At 41.9% G+C, this 21,215-nt stretch carries 16 protein-coding genes; 7 read left to right on the forward strand and 9 right to left on the reverse strand.

Annotated elements, in window-relative coordinates; translation table 11 throughout:
• Positions 1-3 precede the first annotated feature (3 nt).
• From SJ2017_RS03240 to SJ2017_RS03270, 7 genes are all read right to left on the reverse strand, one after another.
• The gene (locus SJ2017_RS03240) at positions 4-1,329 is read right to left on the reverse strand and encodes an HlyD family type I secretion periplasmic adaptor subunit (protein WP_080914854.1); all 1,326 of its coding nucleotides are present in this window, start codon (positions 1,327-1,329) and stop codon (positions 4-6) included.
• Positions 1,322-3,403: an ATP-binding cassette domain-containing protein gene (locus SJ2017_RS03245; RefSeq protein ID WP_080914855.1), complete on the reverse strand. Its 2,082-nt coding sequence runs from the start codon at positions 3,401-3,403 to the stop codon at positions 1,322-1,324. Before SJ2017_RS03245 ends, SJ2017_RS03240 begins: the two co-directional genes overlap by 8 nt.
• On the reverse strand, positions 3,400-5,082 hold the full coding sequence (locus SJ2017_RS03250) for an ABC transporter transmembrane domain-containing protein (RefSeq protein WP_080914856.1): 1,683 nt from the start codon (positions 5,080-5,082) through the stop codon (positions 3,400-3,402). Before SJ2017_RS03250 ends, SJ2017_RS03245 begins: the two co-directional genes overlap by 4 nt.
• Positions 5,083-5,400: 318 nt before the next feature.
• Positions 5,401-6,804, reverse strand: coding sequence for a tetrathionate reductase family octaheme c-type cytochrome (locus tag SJ2017_RS03255; protein ID WP_080914857.1), 1,404 nt, complete (start codon positions 6,802-6,804; stop codon positions 5,401-5,403).
• A gap of 44 nt (positions 6,805-6,848) precedes the next feature.
• A complete protein-coding gene (locus SJ2017_RS03260; RefSeq protein ID WP_055022734.1) occupies positions 6,849-8,591 on the reverse strand; it encodes a DUF3373 domain-containing protein in 1,743 nt (580 codons plus the stop codon).
• 161 nt (positions 8,592-8,752) lie between these two features.
• Positions 8,753-9,082 carry a c-type cytochrome gene (locus SJ2017_RS03265; RefSeq protein ID WP_055022733.1) on the reverse strand — a complete coding sequence of 110 codons (330 nt, stop codon included), beginning with the start codon at positions 9,080-9,082 and terminating at the stop codon, positions 8,753-8,755.
• Positions 9,083-9,495: 413 nt separating this feature from the next.
• Positions 9,496-10,215 (reverse strand): SDR family oxidoreductase, encoded by a 720-nt coding sequence (locus SJ2017_RS03270; RefSeq protein ID WP_055022732.1) that lies wholly within the window; start codon positions 10,213-10,215, stop codon positions 9,496-9,498.
• A 192-nt stretch (positions 10,216-10,407) separates the two neighbouring features.
• Here SJ2017_RS03270 and SJ2017_RS03275 point away from each other — a divergent pair, with 192 nt between their 5' ends.
• Both SJ2017_RS03275 and SJ2017_RS03280 read left to right on the forward strand, forming a co-directional pair.
• The gene (locus tag SJ2017_RS03275) at positions 10,408-11,316 is read left to right on the forward strand and encodes a LysR family transcriptional regulator (protein ID WP_080914858.1); all 909 of its coding nucleotides are present in this window, start codon (positions 10,408-10,410) and stop codon (positions 11,314-11,316) included.
• Positions 11,317-11,436: 120 nt separating this feature from the next.
• Positions 11,437-12,663, forward strand: coding sequence for a conjugal transfer protein TraF (locus SJ2017_RS03280; protein ID WP_080914859.1), 1,227 nt, complete (start codon positions 11,437-11,439; stop codon positions 12,661-12,663).
• Between the two features lie 43 nt (positions 12,664-12,706).
• Here the strand turns inward: SJ2017_RS03280 and SJ2017_RS03285 are convergent, their stop codons facing one another.
• Both SJ2017_RS03285 and metJ read right to left on the reverse strand, forming a co-directional pair.
• The gene (locus SJ2017_RS03285) at positions 12,707-13,447 is read right to left on the reverse strand and encodes a sulfite exporter TauE/SafE family protein (RefSeq protein WP_080914860.1); all 741 of its coding nucleotides are present in this window, start codon (positions 13,445-13,447) and stop codon (positions 12,707-12,709) included.
• Between the two features lie 110 nt (positions 13,448-13,557).
• Entirely contained in the window at positions 13,558-13,875 is a 318-nt protein-coding gene (gene metJ, locus SJ2017_RS03290) for a met regulon transcriptional regulator MetJ (RefSeq protein WP_055022728.1), read from the reverse strand.
• Positions 13,876-14,097: 222 nt separating this feature from the next.
• Here metJ and metB point away from each other — a divergent pair, with 222 nt between their 5' ends.
• The 5 genes from metB (at position 14,098) to SJ2017_RS03315 (ending at position 21,091) form a co-directional block, all read left to right on the forward strand.
• The gene (gene metB, locus SJ2017_RS03295; protein WP_055022727.1) at positions 14,098-15,258 is read left to right on the forward strand and encodes a cystathionine gamma-synthase; all 1,161 of its coding nucleotides are present in this window, start codon (positions 14,098-14,100) and stop codon (positions 15,256-15,258) included.
• A 53-nt stretch (positions 15,259-15,311) separates the two neighbouring features.
• Positions 15,312-17,705, forward strand: a complete 2,394-nt coding sequence (locus SJ2017_RS03300; RefSeq protein WP_080914861.1) for a bifunctional aspartate kinase/homoserine dehydrogenase II — start codon at positions 15,312-15,314, stop codon at positions 17,703-17,705.
• 280 nt (positions 17,706-17,985) lie between these two features.
• Positions 17,986-19,214 (forward strand): IS3 family transposase gene (locus SJ2017_RS03305; RefSeq protein ID WP_156003126.1). Its coding sequence is split into 2 segments (ribosomal slippage): positions 17,986-18,337 and positions 18,337-19,214, totalling 1,230 coding nucleotides; the frame shifts between segments, so codons are not numbered across the junction.
• Positions 19,215-19,312: 98 nt separating this feature from the next.
• Positions 19,313-20,032, forward strand: a complete 720-nt coding sequence (locus SJ2017_RS03310) for a c-type cytochrome (protein ID WP_080914862.1) — start codon at positions 19,313-19,315, stop codon at positions 20,030-20,032.
• A gap of 9 nt (positions 20,033-20,041) precedes the next feature.
• Positions 20,042-21,091: a c-type cytochrome gene (locus tag SJ2017_RS03315; protein ID WP_080914863.1), complete on the forward strand. Its 1,050-nt coding sequence runs from the start codon at positions 20,042-20,044 to the stop codon at positions 21,089-21,091.
• Positions 21,092-21,215 lie beyond the last annotated feature (124 nt).

Raw genomic sequence — 21,215 nt, forward strand, 5'->3', positions numbered from 1 at the left:
CCTCTACCTCTCACCGAATGCTTCATTAATATTAGTAAACACGGGTTTCCATAAATATTGGAAAACACTTTTATCCCCAGTCACTATGTCTGCTTCTCCTGTCATGCCTGGGATTAATTCAAATTGACCAGGCGTGTCAAAAAAGTAGGGCTTTTCGATGGACAGTTGCACCTTGTAAAAAACGCCGCCTTTTTCATCTGAGTCAGTGCTGGGTGAGATGCGTTTGACAATGCCATCAAGCGCGCCGTATCGACTGTAATCAAAGGCATCAATTTTGATACGAGCACTTTGACCCACTCGAACAAAGCCGATATCTCGTGGGGACAGTTTAATTTCCATTAACCCTGTTTTAGTCATAGGAACTATCACTGCAACAGTGCCTCCTGGTTGAATTACACTACCAGTAGAACTTGTAGGAATGGATTGGATAATACCGTCAACAGGCGCTGTCACTGTATTTTGAGACACCAAAGAATCAGAAGATTTAAGCCTTGCGATAACCCCCAATAACTCTGCTTGAGTGTCTGTTCGTTTTTCTCCGACATCTTTAAACAGTGAGGCTTGTTTTTGCTTGAGTTGACGTTCTAAGTTAACTAGATTTTTGGAGAGTACTTGCTGTTTACTTTCCATTGATTTTAGCTCACGCATGTAGGAATCAAGCTTTTGTTGTGACTCTAAAATACGCAACTTAGATACCGCTTGTTCAGCAGTAACGGACAGCATCATTTTAAGAGTTTGTTCAGCTGTTTGTATTTGATCACTCAATGGCGGGATTTCTGCTTTAAGACCGTCAAGTTCAGCTTGGGTTTTGGCAATATCGGATTCTGATAATTGCTCCATTGCAACACGCTCTTCATTCATACGTCTTAAAGCGGAAGTATGAAGTCGTAGTAACTCAGGGTACTCGATAGCAAATTCGCTAAAGTCGGCCTCTCTTTGCTCCGTAAAGGCATCATAACGCTCAATTCGCATGATTAAATTGGCACGTTTACTGGTGAGTTCTTCTTCTGCTGATAAGCTATCAATAGAGACAAAGCTTGCTAAAATATCGCCTTTTTTGACGACATCACCCTCTTCAACAACGACAGAGGCAATGGTGCCACCAGTACGGCTTTGGATCACTTGTCGATGACCTAGTGGCACGACTTGTCCTTTAGATTTTGATATTTCTTCAACATCAGTAAAAACAGACCAAATAAGCATACATAATATTGATCCTGTGATGATTAAAATGACATTGCGGATCATTTTTCGTTCAGCAGGTGCTTCAATCGCTTCAGCAAATTCATGCTTAGGCCATATTCGATTAGCTAATTGACGATTATCCATTGATTGAAGACTCCTGTTCGGCACTTGAGGTGGGCTGCTCTTGGGGCGTTTTATCTGGAATAGGGCCCGCGTAAACCACTGCACCTTTATCTAAAATGATGACTTTATCTGCTTGTTGAATTAAGTCTTGATCGTGGCTAGTAAATAAGACGGTTGAATGTCCTTTTAGGTTGGTTAACGTATTAATCAGGGTGGCTTTTGATGTCGGGTTTCGGTGTGGTAATGGTTCATCAAGCAGCAAAAGTGGAGACTGTTTGACTAGCGCTCTAGCGAGATTAATATAGCTGCCTTCAATGGCCGAAAGCATGGCATTGTTTTCGCCCAAAAGGTCAACAGATAAATCATTATTGATGCTGTTAAAAAAGCTTTGTCCGCCAGCATCAATTAGAGCTTGAATAATTTCTTGGTCTGTAGCGTTAGGTTTAGCAATACGAATATTTTCGGCCAAGGTGCCAGGGAAAATATCCGGTTGTGAGGGACTATAACCAGCCCATTGTCTAAAAATGGCAGTATCATATTGTTTTAAATTTTTACCGTTGATGGTTACAAAGCCTGCTTGGGCATCTAATACGCCTAATGCACTGAGTAGTAAAGTGGATTTACCACAAGCGTTTGGTCCAATAATAGCCACTAATTCACCCGGTTCAATCTCTACATTTACCCCTGCTAGTGCAGGTTCACCTTCTGCGCTGTATCGAAGCGTGACATGCTGAAAAGCAACTGCTGGTGGCTTGCTATTATCTGGTGTATCCAACCTAAGTTCTGACTGCTCGGTATTGGCCTGCATGAACCGATCAAACTGTTTGACCGCAATATCCATCATGGTGAATTTTTGTTTAGAGGAAAATGCTAATTGAGCAGGACCGGTAATACGCCAAATCATCATCACGCAGGCAATTAATGCCCCCGGAGAGATGCTCTGATCTAACACTAAAAATATGCCAGTAAATACCGTAATTAATGCGGTAAAAAGACTAAGTGAATGAGCAACTGCTGCATTTAAGCCATTTCGTTTAGCGTATAAAAAATTCTGTCGGCTATTTTCTCTTGCTTGGCGAATAAACTTTGTTTGCCAGCCTTCGGTGTCACCAGCGGCCTTTAATTGCAGTAAGTTTTTAGATAATTCGCTCATAGCATTTTGATATTCGCCACTGATTGTCGGAGAAGCAGCCTGGACATAACGAGTTAATAGTTTCATCACAAGGTAATAGAGCAGCAACATACCAATAGGCACTAAAACTAACCAACCGCTTAAAAACATGATGGCGAGTAAGGCGATGAGGGTGAATGGTAAATCCACCAAGCCTCCACCGCCGGGGCCTGACAGTAACATCCTGACCTTTTCAGCATTTCGCATTCGGGCAATATGATTGGAAATACCGACTCGTGATAGCACCATAAGAGGCATGTGCAACAAACGATAAAAGGTTATTTCAGATAAGTCCCTGGCAAAGCGGTTGCTGGTTGTAGCCAGTATTTGTGCCCGTACTAAACGAGTGCTGACTAAAACACCAATTGCCAAGACACTGCCTAATGCGATGCTAGGTAGTATTGACGGTGTTTGCCCGCCAATGACTCGATCATATACGGCCATGGTAAATAATGGCACGGCCAGACCTGTAATACTTGAAAGTAAACTGAGCCAAAATACAGGTCGGTACCATTTTGTCCGTTTACTCATTTGCGCGGCAAAAGCTTGCACGTTTTTTTTACTGCTCGGTAATGATTCAACCAGAAAAACATTAGCTTTGTCATTGAGTTGGGTTAAGTCTATTGGTTGCCATGTATTCTCACCTTGCAGTTTCTCGAAAACATTTCCTTGGCGCCTGACAATGAACCCAGCTTCGTTTTCTGGAATCACAAGAAATGGATGAATCGCAAGGTGAAGATTTTTAGCTGAAGGGTGAATGACTGAAAAGCTAATTTGGTGCTTTTTAAGCAAGCGAGAGACTTCAAGAGTGTTAAAGTCATTGTGGCTATTATCACTGGCGATATTACTGGCCTGTGTATATAAGCCAAGCTGCTTGAACAGGGTGATAATGAGTGGTTTTAATTCTAATGATGCTTGGCTCATGAGCGGTTCTCCTTATTAGCTTGGCTAACCGCTTGGGAAGGCGTTTGCTCTGAAGAAGGTTCGCTATGGCCGATGATATCAATGTTTTGATCGCATATTTGGCTAAGCGCTACATAATGTGATGCGGTCACTATAGTCATGTGCTGTTTTAGCTCTTTGAGTAAAGCTATTAAACGATTTTGCGCATCGGCATCTAATGAAATCATCGGTTCATCTAGAAGCAGTATTGAAGGTTGCTGAACCACAGCTCGCACTATGGCGATAAGTTTTATCGCCCCTTTGTTGAGCATTTGGCTATCACTGTCTGCGACGAGCGTTTGATAACCGTTAGGCAGTTGGGCAATGGCATTAGTTAAACCTAGGCTATCTGCAACAGCCATGGCTTGTGGTTCATACTCAGCCCGAAACATGGTCATGTTTTCTAATAAGCTTCCCGCAAATAGTGTCGGCCAAGGCGCAACGTAAGTGACTGATTGTCTAAATTCTGTGGCATTATGCTGATAGATTGGTGTGCCATCAATTGTCACCGCACCTGAAGTAATCTGCTGAAATCCTGCAATCATGCTTAAAATATGGCTTGCATGACTTAGCGGATTAGATTGAAGATTCACCAAGTTATTAGGTTCAATTTTCGTGGAAAAATTATCAATTACAGTCCCGAGGTTTTGACTACACACGGTCGTAAATTGGATTGGGCCAAAAGGAAGCTTTTGATGATATAGGGTTTCGCCTGTAAAAGGCTCAGCGGGAATTTCAGTTAAGTCATTAACGTGTGACATCGCCGTTTGAGCACTAACAAGTCTTGAGCGTAAACTAATGATGGCACTTAATGGGGCAATAGCTCTACCTGCTAAAATCGAACAAGCGGCAAGCCCACCCGTTGTGAGAGAGCCATTTAACACTTCCAGACAACCAAGCATGACAAGTATCAACGTGGTTCCCTGAGATGCACCTTGAATGACTTCTTGGAGTTTTGCTGATAGCCAGTCTACCCGTTGTTGGTTATCTAATCGTTGATAATTGATATTGTTATAAATACCAGACAGTCGGTCTTCAAGAGATAAAGCTTTGGCTGTAGTTAAGCCAGACAGCACTAAAATCAGCATTCGAGTTCGCTCAGCATCTGACAGTGCTAAATCATGGGTGGCTAAGGCTAATTGCTTGCCTATGTAATAAACTAATGCGCCTACAACAACCCATACGGCTATTGGAATAAAGACTAAAGGGCCGCCTATATAGGCGACTAAGGCAAGGAAAATCAGGACGAAAGGGAAGTCCATCAAAGCAACAATAGCTTGTCCAGAGTAAAGTTCTCGCATACTAGAAATACTGGCGAGGCCGTTGGCAATACGACCAGTACCCATGGCTTCAACATGGCGATAATTAGCTTTCATGAGCTTATCAACGACATCAGATGTTGTTGATAACTCGAAGTTGGCTGCTGATGCTGCAAGAATCCAACTACGACCATACCTAAGTAACAGTTCAAGCAAAATAGCGACGGCGACTCCTGATACTAAAATAGTCGCAGTCCCGTAACCTTGATTAGGTAAAATTCGGTCATAAATTTGTAGCATGGTGAAAGGCAAGGCGAGCGACAATAAATTAATAAAAGTCGACGATAAAAAAAGCTCTGGAAAGGCTTTATTTTTGGAAAGTAAACTGAAGTTTTCCCGCATTTATTCAACTTCCTTATAAACACTAACTGTTATCCATAAAGCGTAGTTCACTTTGTGAGAATTACCTCCAAGTTAAATGCTAAAGGTTATTAATTCAACAATTAACGTTTGTTATAGTTCGAAAGTTGAACGTTGGGAAAAGGGCGTGTTTGATTGGGAATAATTATGTTGGTTGTTCGGTTTATAGAGTTATAGATTGAGATAAAGGTGGAAGGGGCAATGGAAAGGAATATTTGTAGCACTCTATATAAAAAACTGCCCTCTTTGCATTGGGCAGTTTTCAAGTTTAGACCTTCTTTATTCCTCAAGTCGAGTTATTTAGTCTGTTGTTGCATGTTTCTTAATCGACTTATTTTTCATTGGATCGCCTTCATAGCCTAATGCTTTCCAATCCATGCGAGTGCCTTTATTGTGACAATCATTGCAGTTTAAAGCTTGCTCTGTTGGGGCAACCATATGATTGATACGCCACCACATCTCAGTTTCAGCAAAGCCATATTCGCCACTGTATTTTATGCCTTTATCTAACATCGCTTGATTGGCCTGCATACCAAGTTCAGCAGCTTTATTCCAATCAAAGGTTTTCCAATAACCGCCTTTACCAAAGACCTTAGCTGTGATGAAAATGTTTTGTTTGCTGTCATAAATCTGCTTACCAGAATGCACTTTAAATGGATATATCTTGGCTTTTTCATCATTGATATCACCGAGAGGGTAAGTCAATTTAGTGACCACCTTAGGATCCATTTTATCGCCAGCCATATAGGCATCAGCCTTACCGTTATACCAAGCATATTGAGGTTGAACATTTTTAGCCCAAACAAAGTTACCTTTCTTTTTCATGTAGGTATGTTTGCCGTACTCATCTTTAGTTTGCTCAATATCTTGTCCTGCCGTTGACCAATCCCAGCTCATTTTGGTGGGTTCATTTTTAGCAAATTCAGGAATATGACAGGTTTGACATGCGATGCTGCTGGTATGGCTATTGAGTCGTTTATTGTCATGTGGAGCGGCTTCATGGCAATTTTCACAACCAATATCACTCATGCCTCCTGGTGATACTCCCATGGCATTACCTGTGATTTGATGACTCTCAGTTGTATGACAAGTTTGGCATTGGAAGTCATTTCCATCAGTATCCATATGCACATCAGTGACTTTATCAGGGTAAGACATAGAAGAGTCTAAATCGCCATGTTTAACCCCATCGCCACCGCCGCCATAGAAGTGACAACTACCGCAATTATCTCGAACTGGGGCGCCGACATTTTGGGCCACTCGTTCAAGATTAACTTTGGCGAGCACTTCGCCTGCACCTGCAGGATCTTTAACATAAGTACCTGTTGTGTCGTGACAAATTAAACAGTCTACTTTGGTCATGTCATTGAAATCAAAGCTATCATCTTTCCAGCCGTAACCGGCATGACAACTAGTGCATCGAGGCTCATTGCCTGAGACGGCGATACAAAAGTTATTAATGGCATTTTTTTTGCCACGTTTGACGGTGCGCCCTGGCAGTTGTTGCTCAAGCTCCCATGTCCAATGAGAAGATTTCATCACGTCTTTAGCATGATCTTCATGACATTCGATACATTGACTTGTGACTTCACTGCCTTGAGTAAAAGGCCCTTCTATATAGTCTTTATGTGGATTAGCAGCACTGGCAAATAAGCTAAAGCAACATAATCCACCTGAAATTAAGCTGATTAAGAGTGTTTTCATATAGGACTCCAACCCTCAGTGATCGCTGAGGGAAGTTAATAGCATTAGAAATTAACGGTAAGAGATGCATTAACGTCGTAAGCGGTATCGACGACTGGCAGCATTGAGTAGGCTGTGCCTGCAACAACATCATCCACTTTTTGTGGTTTGCCAACAGGCGTGCCGCTGCCTGTATATTCAAAGTCGTAATAGAGCCCTGCGAGTTTAATAAACATTCTCGGATTGATATCAAACATGTAATAGGCTTCAGCCACATGTCCTCTGGTAGCCAGTTTGCTGCCAATAGGGTCATCTTGAGCTTGGGTGAAAGGAGTCCAATATTCAGAACCATAGTTATATTCAAGGCCAACTTTACCGTAAGGTGCTGGGATTTGTACGCCGACATAAATTCCGTAGCCGTCTTTGGCATCATTTTCTTCAGCGGCTGAAGGCATCATGATAATTTCACTAGAATCTGCATTTAATTGAGCTTCAAAAACAGCATCAGTTAGCATGCCGCCAAACATACCAGCATTGCCATTACCATCGGCGCGGGTCCATCCTCCAGATACGAACCACTTCACGTCATTATCTTCTTCGCGAGCGAAGCCAATGCCACCTAAGAACATATCGCCAATGACATCACTAGGCTGCACTCGAGTAACGAAGTTGAAGTCCTCAAACTTTTGCATGTCTTGATACATGGTTGGGGCAAATATTTCAGCCAATTGAGTTGGAAAAGCCATAGTGCCTTTAAAGCCATCATTGACATCTTTTGCGCCAAACAAGGTGAGTTGAAGGAAGTTTTTACCGTCGTTAACGACATCAATATTAAAGCCACCTAAGTGAGTGTCTTTAGTGACGATATCGCCAAACATTTCGCCATTTCCCCATTGGGATTCGAATCCTTGACCGTAACAAAAGCGAACCACTTGGCCTTCAACACCAGTGATATCACTTAGGTGATAACCCATAGTGGCGCCATCAAAATTAAAGTTAACTAAATGACCAGAAGGTGTGCCGCCGCGTTTTTCATTTTCCCGGTACTGGGTTGGTGGGCCATAAGTTGAAGGTCGACGTCCTATGGATAAATACAGTGGTGAACCATTAATATTTTTCCAATCAAAATAGGCGCGTTCAACTCTTAGCCAGTCGCCGCTTGGGTTGCCGCTATTGGTGCCATCCATAGTAAACGACCGCCAAGAGTCAAACACTTGTACTCCTGTTGAATCTCCCCAGTTCTTAAACATACTCAGACGACCAGCAAAGCTGACGTTGTCCCATACTTTGGCTTTAAGGTTCAGTCTTAAACGAGTGGTGTAATATAGGTCGTTATCAATATCTTGTACGGACTTGGGCGACAATACGTAAGGCAAGTTGCCTTGAAGCTGTCCATTTTGAAAAGCCGTCGCTAAGTTGGGGTTAGCCGCCATCATTTTTGCCAATGGTGAGTTAGCATCATCGGGCATTCCAAACTCGCCGGACATCGCCTTGGCACCAAAATCGTTAAAGTCGACATTAATGGCAGGGTTCCAAGTGACATCTTGGTAGTGAAGTGAATGAACTTTAGTTCTAAAGTCGCCAGTGATTTCTATTCTATCTAATGCTGTGTGACGCTCATTTTTATCGACTCGGTTGTTGATATCATCAAGTTCATCATTGATATCGACAAGCTGTTGTTTAAGCTCTGCTATTTTTTGTGCATCGGTTTTATTAAGGCTATCTCTTTGTATATCAACATCATTAGCATAAGCGCTTGCTGATAACATCAAAGCATTAGCAACTAATAGTGAAATTAGAGTACGCATAACATCTCTCCTTTCGAATGAGCAGCTCTTACATAAACTGCCTTCGATTGATGTTGGAAATCCTCTGTTTTGCTGAATTTAGGCAGCATTAAGCCCTGAGAAAATTCCCACCTTTCATTAATTTATTGAATTAAAAGTGTTTTATAGTATAACTGGGTTACCTAACCACAGGTTTGTGGTTGGTCTGAATCCGCTGCATGGTCATATAGGAACTGTTGGATATCTAATAGTTCTTGTTCATCCAAGGCATTGAATACTTCAGCTTTTGCTTTGTGTTTATTACGCTTAAAAAAACGGTCCCATTGGCTCATTGTTTTGCTCATTGGGGTTATCTCTCCACCTTCATCGCCTACGCCATGACAAGCCTTGCACTCTTTTTTATAGAGGTGTTTGCCTTTTTTAGGATTACCTCCATCAGCAGCTTGAACTTGTGCTCCAAAACATAAAGCGAGGGTGACGCATACGAGTATTTTATTTATTGTTTTCATCATCATTTCCTTTGTCTTACCTTGTACTGAGTTAATGGGCTTGGATATTTATGTATCTGGCTTGTTATTAAATTTAACAGTTGTCAAAAAAGGAATTGTTGAGTTCGATCAAGTAAATTAAAAAATCTAATTGATAAAAATATAATTGATAAAAATCTAATGCTTTGAGGTGTATATTGTTTGTTATTGATAAATAATGGTATTTTTCTTTTTGTTAAGAGGGGGAGTATTGTTTAATGCTTGCAATCGCTTTTGAAGGCAGGTTTTAGATCACACTTTTAATATTTAACTATCTCTAAAGTGATATTTGGTGGTTGCATAAAAGTAAATATGGAGAAGGATACAGCAGAAAGTGTGCACTGTTTTAGTTACAGTGCACATTGATCAATGTGTCTATTGATGTTGTCGGTAAGCTCTTATGGTTGCTGACGTGTTGCGGCAAGCGCGATTTCACGAACACAAACGCTTTGTGGCATTTCGTAGGCAAATACAGCCGTTTCAGCAATGACTTCTGGTGCGACTACGCCGCCCATGTCTTCTTTCCAGTCTGCGTAGCCATCTTTAATCGCTTGATCTGTTGTGTGGCTTAATAATTCAGTTTCTACCGCTCCTGGTGCAATGGTCACCATGCGAACATCGTCCATAGCAACTTCTTCACGGATATTTTCCGTTAATGCATGTACAGCAAATTTAGTTGCACAATAAGCCGCATGATTTGGAAAGGTTTTACGGCCAGCAATTGAACTTACGTTGATGATAGTACCTGTTTTACGGGCTTTCATACTGGCTAAAACAGCATGAATACCATTCAGTACGCCCATTACGTTGATGTTGAGCATCTTGCTCCATTCTTGTGGATCTTGCACATCTGCTTGACCTAGTAACATCACACCAGCGTTATTGATTAAACAGCCAACAGGGCCGTATTGTGTTTCAGCTTCAGTAATGGCTGCTTTCATCGCTTCAGTATCTGTCACATCAACGCTAATTGCTAAGCTATTTTCAAGTTGCAATGCCTGCATGGGTTCAAGACGGCGAGCCAATAATAGTAATGGATGTCCCTTAGCGCTGAATGCTTTGGCCATTGCTGCACCAATACCTGAAGATGCACCAGTAATTACGATAAGTTCTTTCATGATTTCGACCTCTCTTTGTTAATGAGAGAATTATAGAGCGCGATTTATTGTTGATATATAATCGATAAAGAACATAATTGTTTACGTATGACTTCTAATGAGCCAGCGCTAGCGATGACTCATTGACGTATATAGGCGGTGGTTACTGCAGAACTGATACCATCTTATCTGCAAATGGATATTGAGAGTTAAATGAATACAGAAATAAATTTAGTGGATATCCGTGCTTTTGTGGTGATTGCAGAACAAGGTAACTTTACTCAAGCTGCGGAAGTATTGGGCTGTTCACGCTCGCACTTATCTAAACAATTATTGAGTTTAGAAACATTTCTAGGTGTCAGTTTGATTATTCGCACCACCAGGACGCAGCGCTTGACAGATCAAGGCGCGATGTTTTTACAGCAATGCCAGCAAGCATTACATCAAATTGAGCAAGCTGTGGCCACCACAGTAGATAGTGCGGAAAAATTATCAGGTAATATTTATATCAATTGTGTGGGTGGTTTTTTAGGGGAAGACATTATCGTTCCCTTAGTGAATGACTTTATCCAACTATATCCCGATATCACTATAGATCTCGATTTCAGTAGCCAACGAGTCGACTTAATTGAAGATCATTTTGATGTGGTATTTAGAATGGGGGATTTATCGGATTCAGGATTAATAGCACGAAAGCTTATTGATATTAAAAACTGTACCTTGGCGTCACCTGCCTACCTTGAAAGATTTGGACAGCCGACACATCCGAGCCAACTCAATAAGTATGCTTGTATCGTTGGTTCGATTAATCATTGGCGTTTTAGTCAACAGGGAGCTGTGAAAGAGCATATTGATGTTGCGATTAAAGGTAAGTTTCGGTGTAAAAATGGCCGAGCAATGAAGATTAGCGCATTAGCTGGTAATGGTATCGTCAGGTTGCCATATTTATATTGCCATCAAGAGATACAAACTGAGAAATTAGTCGAAGTATTTACTGATTGGCAAATACCCGATACACCGTTTTATGTGCTTTATCACAAGGACAAATTTCAACCTGAGCGCCTGAAAAAATTTATACAGTTTACCCATGAAGGTTTCAAATCTTATCTGCCTGATTTATAAAAATTTAGTCAATGCAGTTAGTTGAAACAAGGTAAAAATGAAAATTTAGTTTGCTGATATGACATCCTTTTTTGATTATTTCTACTATCTTTATTAAACAATAAAAATAGGAAAACTTGGATGCTATCAAGACTAGCGCTACCTTTCTGTTTACTCTTGCTTGCCAACAATGTGCAAGCTAGCGGGCTTTATTTTGAAGCTCGCAGCGACAGTATGGGCGGTACTGGTGTTGCTGTCTCTAATCGAGTTGGCGCTAGTTTCATTAATCCTGCTTTATTGGCCATTCTTACTCCACATAACACCTATACCAATGATGAAATCAACAAGACCCAAGCATTTTCTTTATTACTGCCAACAGTTGGCGCGGAAGGTTCTGATAGCGATAATATGATTGATAAGTTTGATTCGTTACAGGACTCTTATGATGGCCTTGAAACGGCAATCAATAACGGTGACTCCGCCGAGGTTGAAGCCTTTCGAGACGACTTAGTGTTAGATTTAGAATCACTCAAAGGCAATGTGGCGAATGTATCAGCAGGAATTGGTGCAGCTTTGGTGATACCAAATCGACGTATGCCGATGGCGGTTTTTTATAAAAGTTATATTGACGCAGTGGGTGTGGCCGATATTGCCCAGTCAGACATTGATACTTTGAACGTGCTTGACCCTAATAACCCGCCAACTGAAATCACTGACCTAGATTCTCAAGGCGTCGTGCTAGCTGGTAGTGTGACTGATTTTGGTGTGGCACTCAGCTTTCCTTTGTCGATTGTAAATATGCCTGTCAGGGTAGGGGTTTCACCGAAGTTTCAACGAATTGATACTTACCATTACTCAGTTAATGCTAACAATTTCGACGCTGATGATTTTGATGACGACAAATATCGTAACGATGAAAATCTCTTTAATTTGGACGTTGGTGTCGCATTTGAACCTATTGAAAAATTAACTATTGGGCTATCTGCCAGAAACTTATTCAGTCAAACCGTCAAAACGGTTGAAGCGCAAGGACGAGAGTTTCACTACCAAGTGGAACCATTAATTACCGCAGGCGCTGCCTACGATTGGTCATCGGTAACCTTGACCACAGATATTGATTTAGTCGACCAAACCCGATTTAAAGAGTTTGATCCTGTGCAGTATTGGCGTGTAGGCGGTGAGCTAAAAGCCACTGATTGGCTCTCGTTGAGAATGGGTTATCGACATGACTTAAAAGACAACAGTGTTGATATATATTCATTTGGTACAGGTTTTGCGATTGGGCAAGCATTTAAGTTAGACATGAGTGGTAGCTATGGTGAAGATGACGCCGTAGGGGCAGTATTACAAACCTCTTACCACTTTTGAGTGCTGACTTAGCAGATCGTCAGCGACTTTAATTATGGCGTGATTAACTGATAGATAAAGCTAACGTTGACTTAATTGTTAGCACGATAGCACTCAGACCACACAGCACTAATGTTGCCATTCTGGTTTTTTCTTTGTCGACTTTATTGGTTAGCTTTCCTGCCACTAGGCTACCCAAAAACACCGACGGCAATAACATCAATGAAAGCCAAACATGTTTTAGCTCAACGAGTCCCGCCACAATGAGTATTAACATCGCAATCATAGAACTAAAGACAAAAAATATAGATAAGGCTGCACGAAACTGTGGTGCGTCTTTTCCGGCAAGTAATATTGCTAGAGGTGGGCCACCAATTGCAGCGATATTGCCAAATACTCCTGATAAAACCCCTGCTATAAACAAAGTGATCTTATTTACTGGTGCGGTAATTTTATAGATGCTAAGAATGACTGCAGCAGCCACAATAAAGGCTATCGCTAGCCCTAATACTGCTTGTGGGGCAAAAATTAATAATCCAGCACCAAGAAAACCACCAGGGACTCGACCGAGCAAGGCGTATTGTAAGCCATTAAACTTGAGCGGGGTTCGCTCTCGCAATAACGTTATTAATGCAATGGAAAATCCACATGCAATAACTGGAACAGGAACAAGTTGAGGGTCAATAATGTAAAGCAGTGGACTGGCGACCACAGCTAAGCCAAAACCTATTAGCCCCTGAGTTAGTGCGCCCAGAAATATGATAACCGATGCAAGCATCAAGGTTTGCGGATCGATAAATGCCATTCTGTGCTCGTTGACTTAATTAAGGTCGGTGCAAATTTGGTACGACAAATTTTATGCGAATAGAAATGCAGAATAAAATTGAGCTTACATAAAAGTAAGCTCAATAGTGATTATTCGTCTAAATCTTCCCACTCGATGCCCATTTTATCCATGAGAGCTTTAGCCTCACTTGGAATGCTATCTGGGCCTTCTTTAGATAAATCTTCATCGTTAGGGAGTGGTTGACCAGTATATGCGTGCAAAAATGCTTCACATAATAGTTCACTGTTAGTGGCATGGCGCAAGTTATTCACCTGACGACGAGTACGTTCATCAGTTAGTACTTTAAGCACTTTTAACGGAATGGATACCGTAATTTTTTTAACTTGTTCGTTTTTTTTGCCATGTTCGGCATATGGGCTGATATAGTCGCCATTCCATTCAGTCATTAACTCACCTTTATACGATAGATTCGTGGCAGATTTTAACTGCTTATTTATTACAGTCAAATTATTGCTGCTATTCTATAACGAATGCAAATAGATTTCTTTATGTTTAGACGTCTAAACGTCTAATATGTGTTGACGATCTAACTTTGCTTAGGTACATTTAGCCATCTAGACATCTCTACGGTGTGTACTCTATAGTGTGTCAATCTTGAGGAGCTTACAATGAAAAAACATCGCGCAGCTACATTAGCAGTTCGCCAAGGTATCGAATCTGATACTCAGTATGGCGCGGTAGTCCCGCCGATTTACCTTTCAACAAATTATTCATTTGATGGACACACCAACCCTAGGGAATTCGACTATAGCCGCTCAGGTAATCCGACTCGTTGTGTACTAGGAGAGGCAATCGCTAAACTAGAAAATGGCGCGACAGGGATTGTAACTTGTACAGGAATGGCCGCGATTACCTTAGTGACCAGTTTACTTGGGCCTGATGACTTAATCGTGGTACCGCATGACTGTTATGGTGGTAGTTACCGACTGTTCACAAATCTTGCCAACAAAGGCCAGTTTAAATTATTGGTTGTTGATCAAACTGACGAGAAAGCACTCACTGAAGCGATAGCGCAAAAGCCTAAAATGGTCTGGTTAGAAACACCTTCGAACCCACTTTTGCGGGTTGTGGATATTAAAGCCATCGTTGAAGCTAGCCATGCTGTTGATGCACTTGTTGTAGTCGACAATACTTTTTTATCTCCAATTTTACAGCAGCCATTAGAACTTGGTGCTGATATCGTGATGCACTCAACGACTAAATACATTAATGGCCACAGTGATGTTGTTGGCGGCGCCGTTGTCGCTAAAGATGCAGAGCTTGGTGAGCTATTACATTGGTGGTCAAATACCTTAGGGCTAACAGGTTCTGCATTTGACAGTTACTTAACACTGCGTGGTATTAGAACTTTAGCCGTGCGGATCCGTGAGCATCAAACTAATGCTCAGCGTGTGATTGACGTGCTGCAATCTAGTGATGTCGTTGAAAAAGTGTACTATCCCGGTTTAAAAGACCATCCAGGTCACGATATTGCTGCCAAACAGCAAAAAGGCTTTGGTGCTATGTTAAGTTTTGAGCTTAAAGGTGGCGAAGCGGAAGTGGTTGCCTTTTTAAATGCATTATCGATTTTCAGTGTTGCTGAAAGCTTAGGCGGGGTGGAAAGCTTAGTTGCCGTCCCAGCAACAATGACCCACAGAGCAATGGTGCCTGAAGCACGTTATGAAGCTGGTATTAAAGATACATTACTGAGACTATCTGTCGGGATTGAAGACGCAGAAGATTTAGTGAATGACATCAATGCCGGGCTCGCAGCAGTTGCCGCATTATAGTTCCGTGTCAGTCAGCGTTTTGCACAAAAGTTTAGTGGTTTAAGGAGTACAAAATGACCCGCAGTCATTTACATAAGTTTGGTGGTTCAAGTCTTGCTGATGCAGATTGTTATCGCCGTGTCGCCCATATTTTGTTGACTCATGGAAACTGCGACGATCTTGTCGTCGTGTCAGCTGCGGGAAAAAGCACTAACTTTTTATACAAGCTGTTGTCGCTTCGGGAAACGGGCGAATTATGGCAAGAAGAATTACAAGTTCTCATCAGCTACCAGCAAAACTTAATTGAGCAGCTGCTCTCTAACGAACAAGCCCGAGATTTACGTGAGCGTCTATCAACGGATAAGGCGCAACTCATCAGCCTGTTATCACTTGAACAGCGCAATGAATTCGAATTAAACCAAGTGCTCAGCTTTGGTGAACGTTGGTCTGCGCGCTTAATGGCTGCGCTTTTACGTGAATCAGGCGTTGCTGCAATCAATGTTGATGCTTGTTCAATTCTCGTTGCTGACGAAGGCTTAGTTCCTAATATTCGATTAGCGCAATCACGTGAAAAAGTGCAAGCACTGCTTGAAGCGCACCCCAATGAGCGATTAGTCATTACTGGTTTTATTTGCGCTAACCAGCAAGGTGATACTCTGTTACTTGGACGAAATGGCTCTGATTACAGCGCAACCTTAATTGCGAGCTTAGCAGATATAGAACGAGTAACTATTTGGACTGATGTTGAAGGGGTGTTTAATGCAGACCCTAATAAAATCAATGATGCCAAGTTACTCAATAGTATGTCATTAGCGGAAGCGGATAGATTGGCTCATTTAGGTTCTCCTGTCCTTCACAGCAGGACATTACAACCTTTATTTGATACCAATGTCAGTTTGGCTGTTCGTTCTAGCTATGCATCTCATACTGATTTTACCTTGATTGCGCCGCAAAGCTCTTCGGCAAGTGCGCCGGTTGTAACGAGTTTAAATGAGGTCGTACTGTTTAAAATTAAGCTGCAATCACCAACAGAAAACCTGATTGAATTATTAGCGCAACAGGGGATCCTTCCTTTAGCTCATTGGACATCTGCCCACCATAAAGTTGAACTTGCTTTTACTGTTGAAAATCAAAAGCAAGTGCACACCTTACTTGAATTACACGCCCAAGCGCTTAATGTCAGTGATATTCATGTGAGCGATGAACTTGGATTAGTCGCCTTGGTTAGCGCTGATGCCGAGCACTATCGTCGCAGTTTTGCTCGCTTACTAAGTCGCGATGCAAAACCGCTTTATCAAGATGATTTAAGCTTAGTGACCTTAGTGCCAAAATCTCAGGTGAGCTTACTCACTCAAAAAGTACATCGCCGCTGCGCAGGTCCACGCATGCGTATTGGCGTGCTGCTGTTGGGAGTCGGTAATATCGGTGAAGCTTGGATTGATTTATTCCAACGATCTTCAACAGCACTTAATCGTGAGCTTGAAGCCACTGTGCAATTAGTGGGATTACTGAGCTCTAAAGAAGCGCTTATCTGCCCTGACGGAATTGATCTTACTCAATGGCAAGATAAGTTTGATACGACTGCTAAACCTTGGGATTATACGAGTCTATTTGATCAACTAGAGCATCTCGATTGTGATGAGTTAGTCGTGCTAGACATCAGTGCCAGCGCCAGCTTAACTTTACAATACCCTGAATTATTTGCCCGTGGAATTCATGTTGTTAGTGCTAATAAACTTGCAGGTTCAGGGCCATTACCATTTTACCGAGAGTTGAAACAACAGCTGAGTAACCGCAGACTATTTTGGCGTTATAACGCAAGTTGTGGTGCAGGTTTACCAATACAACACGCCCTGAATGATTTGCGTAATAGTGGTGATAGTATTGAGGCGGTTGGCGGTATTTTCTCAGGCACTTTGTGTTGGTTGTTTGAGCATTATGATGGTCAAAAATCTTTTTCAGAATTGGTGATTGAGGCAAGAGGGTTAGGGATTACCGAGCCCGATCCACGTGACGATCTTTCTGGTCGTGACATGCAACGTAAGCTATTGATTTTAGCTCGTGAGATTGGCTTTGAAATTGAATTAGAGGATATTGTCTTAAACTCACTGGTGCCTGCTGCATTGGCAGACTTATCTTTAGATGATTTTTTAGCACGTATCACGGAACTTGATCAGAGTATGTTGCAGCAGTTCACTACAGCGGCAGAGCAAAATAAAGTGCTTCGTTATGTCGCCTCTTTGGACAAGGTTGATGGCAAAATGCATGCTGAAGTAGGTATCCAATGGGTCGATGCAAATCATCCTTATGCCAATTTAACCCCTGGTGATAACGTTTTTGTTATACGAAGTGCATTTTATCAAGGTAATCCTCTAATTATTCGTGGTCCTGGTGCTGGCAGAGAAGTCACAGCGGCAGCCGTTCAATCCGATCTGGTACAGATTTGTAAGGATTTACTGCAAGAGTAACTTTTAATTGCTTGTTCACCTTATGGTTAGTGTAAATGAAAGGCTTATTTCTAAATGAAGTAAGCCTTTTTTGTTGGGGACAGTAATGCAGTGGTTGGACCTTGTGCTACCCAAGTGCGTTATTTTCTTTAATGTTTTTGAGATATCGCAGTAAACCAAGTCATTATTAATGAAAAAATTCAGCAGTATGAACTTAATTATCTGCATCTTGCTTTTGTATAAAAAACATCCTATCTAACTGTCCCGTCCTGAGATAAGTTGACACTTTGGAGACTTATCTATGAAACCTTCAAGCGCAATCAGCGTTAAACGAACACAGCGTGATTACACATTAGGCTTTAAATTAGCCGTCGTCAGCCAAGTAGAAAAAGGCGAGCTAACCTATAAGCAAGCTCAAGAGCACTACGGTATCCAAGGTCGAAGCACCGTCCTTACATGGTTGAGAAAGCATGGTAGATTAGACTGGACACTCCCTACTGAGCACTCTCTTATGTCTAAAAGTAAAGAAACCCGCGCCCAGAAAATTAAACGATTAGAGAAGCAAGTTTCTAACCTAGAAATGAAAAATATGATTTATGGCGATATGGTTGAACTGTTAAAAAATGAATATGGTATCGATTTAGAAAAAAAGTACTTAGCCGAGCGCTCTGGATTGCCAAAGAAAAAGGCACGGTAAAGCTAGCGGCAGCGAGTCGGCAATTTAATTTATCAAGACAAGCGATTTACCAGTGGAAACAACGTGCTGAAACAAGAACCGAAAGGCTTAAACCCGTTGTGTCGATGGTGAAGTATTGGCGCCAGTTTATGCCAAGATTGGGGACACGTAAGCTCTACCAGCTCATCAAGCCACAGTTGGTTGAGCAAGGCATAAAACTCGGTCGGGATGGGCTATTTCAATACTTGAAACAGCGAGATATGTTGGTGAAGCCGAGAAAAAACTACACCAAAACAACGAATAGTCATCACTGGCTTAGAAAGCATCCTAATTTGCTTAAAGACAAGATTGTTGAACGAGTAGAAGAAGTGCTAGTTAGCGACATCACCTACGTGAAATCAGATGAAGGAACACATTACTTATCGCTGGTGACAGACGCATATTCTAGAAAAATAATGGGGTACGAGTTAAGTCATGAGATGAAAGCGAGCGATGTCGTCAAAGCGCTGGATATGACGGTAAAGAGTCGTCAAACAACAGGTCATATCATTCATCACTCAGACAGAGGGATGCAGTATTGCTCAGAGGAATACCAAATGGCATTAGCAGTGAACGGTATGACGCCATCAATGACGGATGGGTATGACTGCTACCAAAATGCACTGGCTGAGCGTGTGAATGGTATTTTAAAGCATGAGTTTTTGCTTTATCGCTGCCGAACGATGGAGGAGCTCAGGACCTTGGTCAAGGAATCGGTAGCAATTTACAATGAATTACGACCGCATCTTAGTTTAGGGATGAAAACCCCAAACGAGGTGCATGAAAAAGCCAGTAGGGAGTACCAACTGGCTTAACAAAAACCGTCAACCTATTTTAGGACTAGACAAACTGTTCTTTTATTGACTATATTGAGTAAAGCATAGGAAATGGATTATTCACAAAAGGCTGATATATGAATAAAAATCTCTGGTTTTCCAAAGTTCACTCATGGCGTTCCACCAATAAAGTTACTTCGCAATGGGCACAAAGTGCAAACTTTAGTGTATCTAGGCTTTGGACGGCGCTAATTGGCAGTACGTTAAGCCTTAGTGTTTCAGCCAGTATTCCTGAAGCGTCACCTAAAGAGCTCCTTGAAACCGTACCAGCAGCGGCTCAAGTATGCCTAAGTTGTCATGGCGTAAACGGTGAAGGTTTGGGGGTAGCAGGCCCTAGATTAGCAGGCCTTTCTAGTGAGTATATGGCCCAGCAACTTTCTCATTTTCAGTCTGGTAAACGTCAAAATTCGACGATGATGGCAATGGCTATGACGGTGCAGGGCGATACCATTAAATTAGTCTCAGATTTTTTTGCTGCAAAACCAGTCGCTGCAATTAGTTTGCAGTATCGAGGCGATAAAGTTGTCATTAGCGATATAGGCGAGAAACTGGCTTTTCAAGGTGATTGGGAGCGAGAGATCCCAGCATGTACCAGTTGCCACGGTCCGTCAGGTATTGGTGCAGGTCAATTTCCGCGGTTAGCTGGCCAAGAACCCTCCTACTTTAAAAATCAATTATTGGCATGGCAAAAAGGCACCCGTACAGGGGATGTCGACAACATGATGGGCAATATTGCTAAAAAGCTCACCGCTGCAGAAATTGATGCATTAACTCAATACTTTTCGGCTCAGAAATAAGGACATACTATGAAGCTATATTACTTTTCGGTGGCTGGTGTGTTGCTCAGTATGGGATTATCAGCGACGGAGTTACCCGATAGACAAGCTCAACTTCCTTCTGTTCCAAAAGATGCTAATGCCCAATATTTAACACCGAGTGCGTTATCTACGATTCCTAAAGGGGAGTTTGGAGACAAAGTCACAAAGGGGTATCAGTTGTTTGTGAATAGTCAGCAGATGCGCAATCAGTATGTTGGCAATGAATTGAACTGTGTAAATTGCCATATGAACGCCGGAAATAAAGCGAATGCTTCGCCACTTTGGGCGGCTTATATGGCCTATCCTGCCTATCGTAAAAAAAATGACAAAGTGAATAGTTATCAGGAGCGTATTCAAGGTTGTTTTACTTACTCAATGAATGGAAAAGCCCCTGAATCAGGTAGCGATGTGTTAGTTGCTCTGTCGGCTTATTCATATTGGTTAGCGATGAGTGGCTTGATGAATCAATTTAATCTTACTGGTGATGTACCAGTATTGTCAGATGCTGAGTTGCTAAAAGGAGGTAATCGTCCTGAGTTTCCATTACCTGAGGTTATTAGCGCGAAGCTTGATCAAAAAGCGTTAACGATGCTGCCTGGTCGTGGCTTTCCTAAGTTAGATAAGCCGGAAAAGCCCTACTCAATAGAGCGAGGTAACTCAATCTATCTTGCACATTGTCAGGCTTGCCATGGTCAAGATGGTCAAGGAGTAAAGATGGCAAAAGTAAGTGCTCTTCCGCCATTATGGGGGCCGCAGAGCTATAACTGGGGAGCAGGTATGCATCGAGTGAATACAGCGGCTAACTTTATTTATGAGAATATGCCATTAGGAAAGAGTATTCAGCTTTCAGTCCAAGATGCTTGGGATGTAGCAGCATACATTAATGCCCAGGAACGACCTCAAGATCCGCGTTTTAAAGGAAAGATAGAGCAAACGAAAGCCGGTTTTCATCAACATGATGGTTATTATGGCAAAAAGCCTCAAAATGTACTTTTAGGCGAAAAGGCTTATCCTAATTTCCCTGAGGCTAGTCAGTAAGCCTGATTGGAAAAGTCATTGGGAAAGTCATTGGGAAAGTAGAAACGCTGAATAAATGGCAACGCAGTACAGTAGCATAATAAAACGTATTTGGTTGAGGCATCACCTTTACTCAAGGCAAAGG

Origin of the sequence: Shewanella japonica, from assembly GCF_002075795.1 — a bacterium.
In the GTDB taxonomy this organism is placed as follows: domain Bacteria; phylum Pseudomonadota; class Gammaproteobacteria; order Enterobacterales; family Shewanellaceae; genus Shewanella; species Shewanella japonica.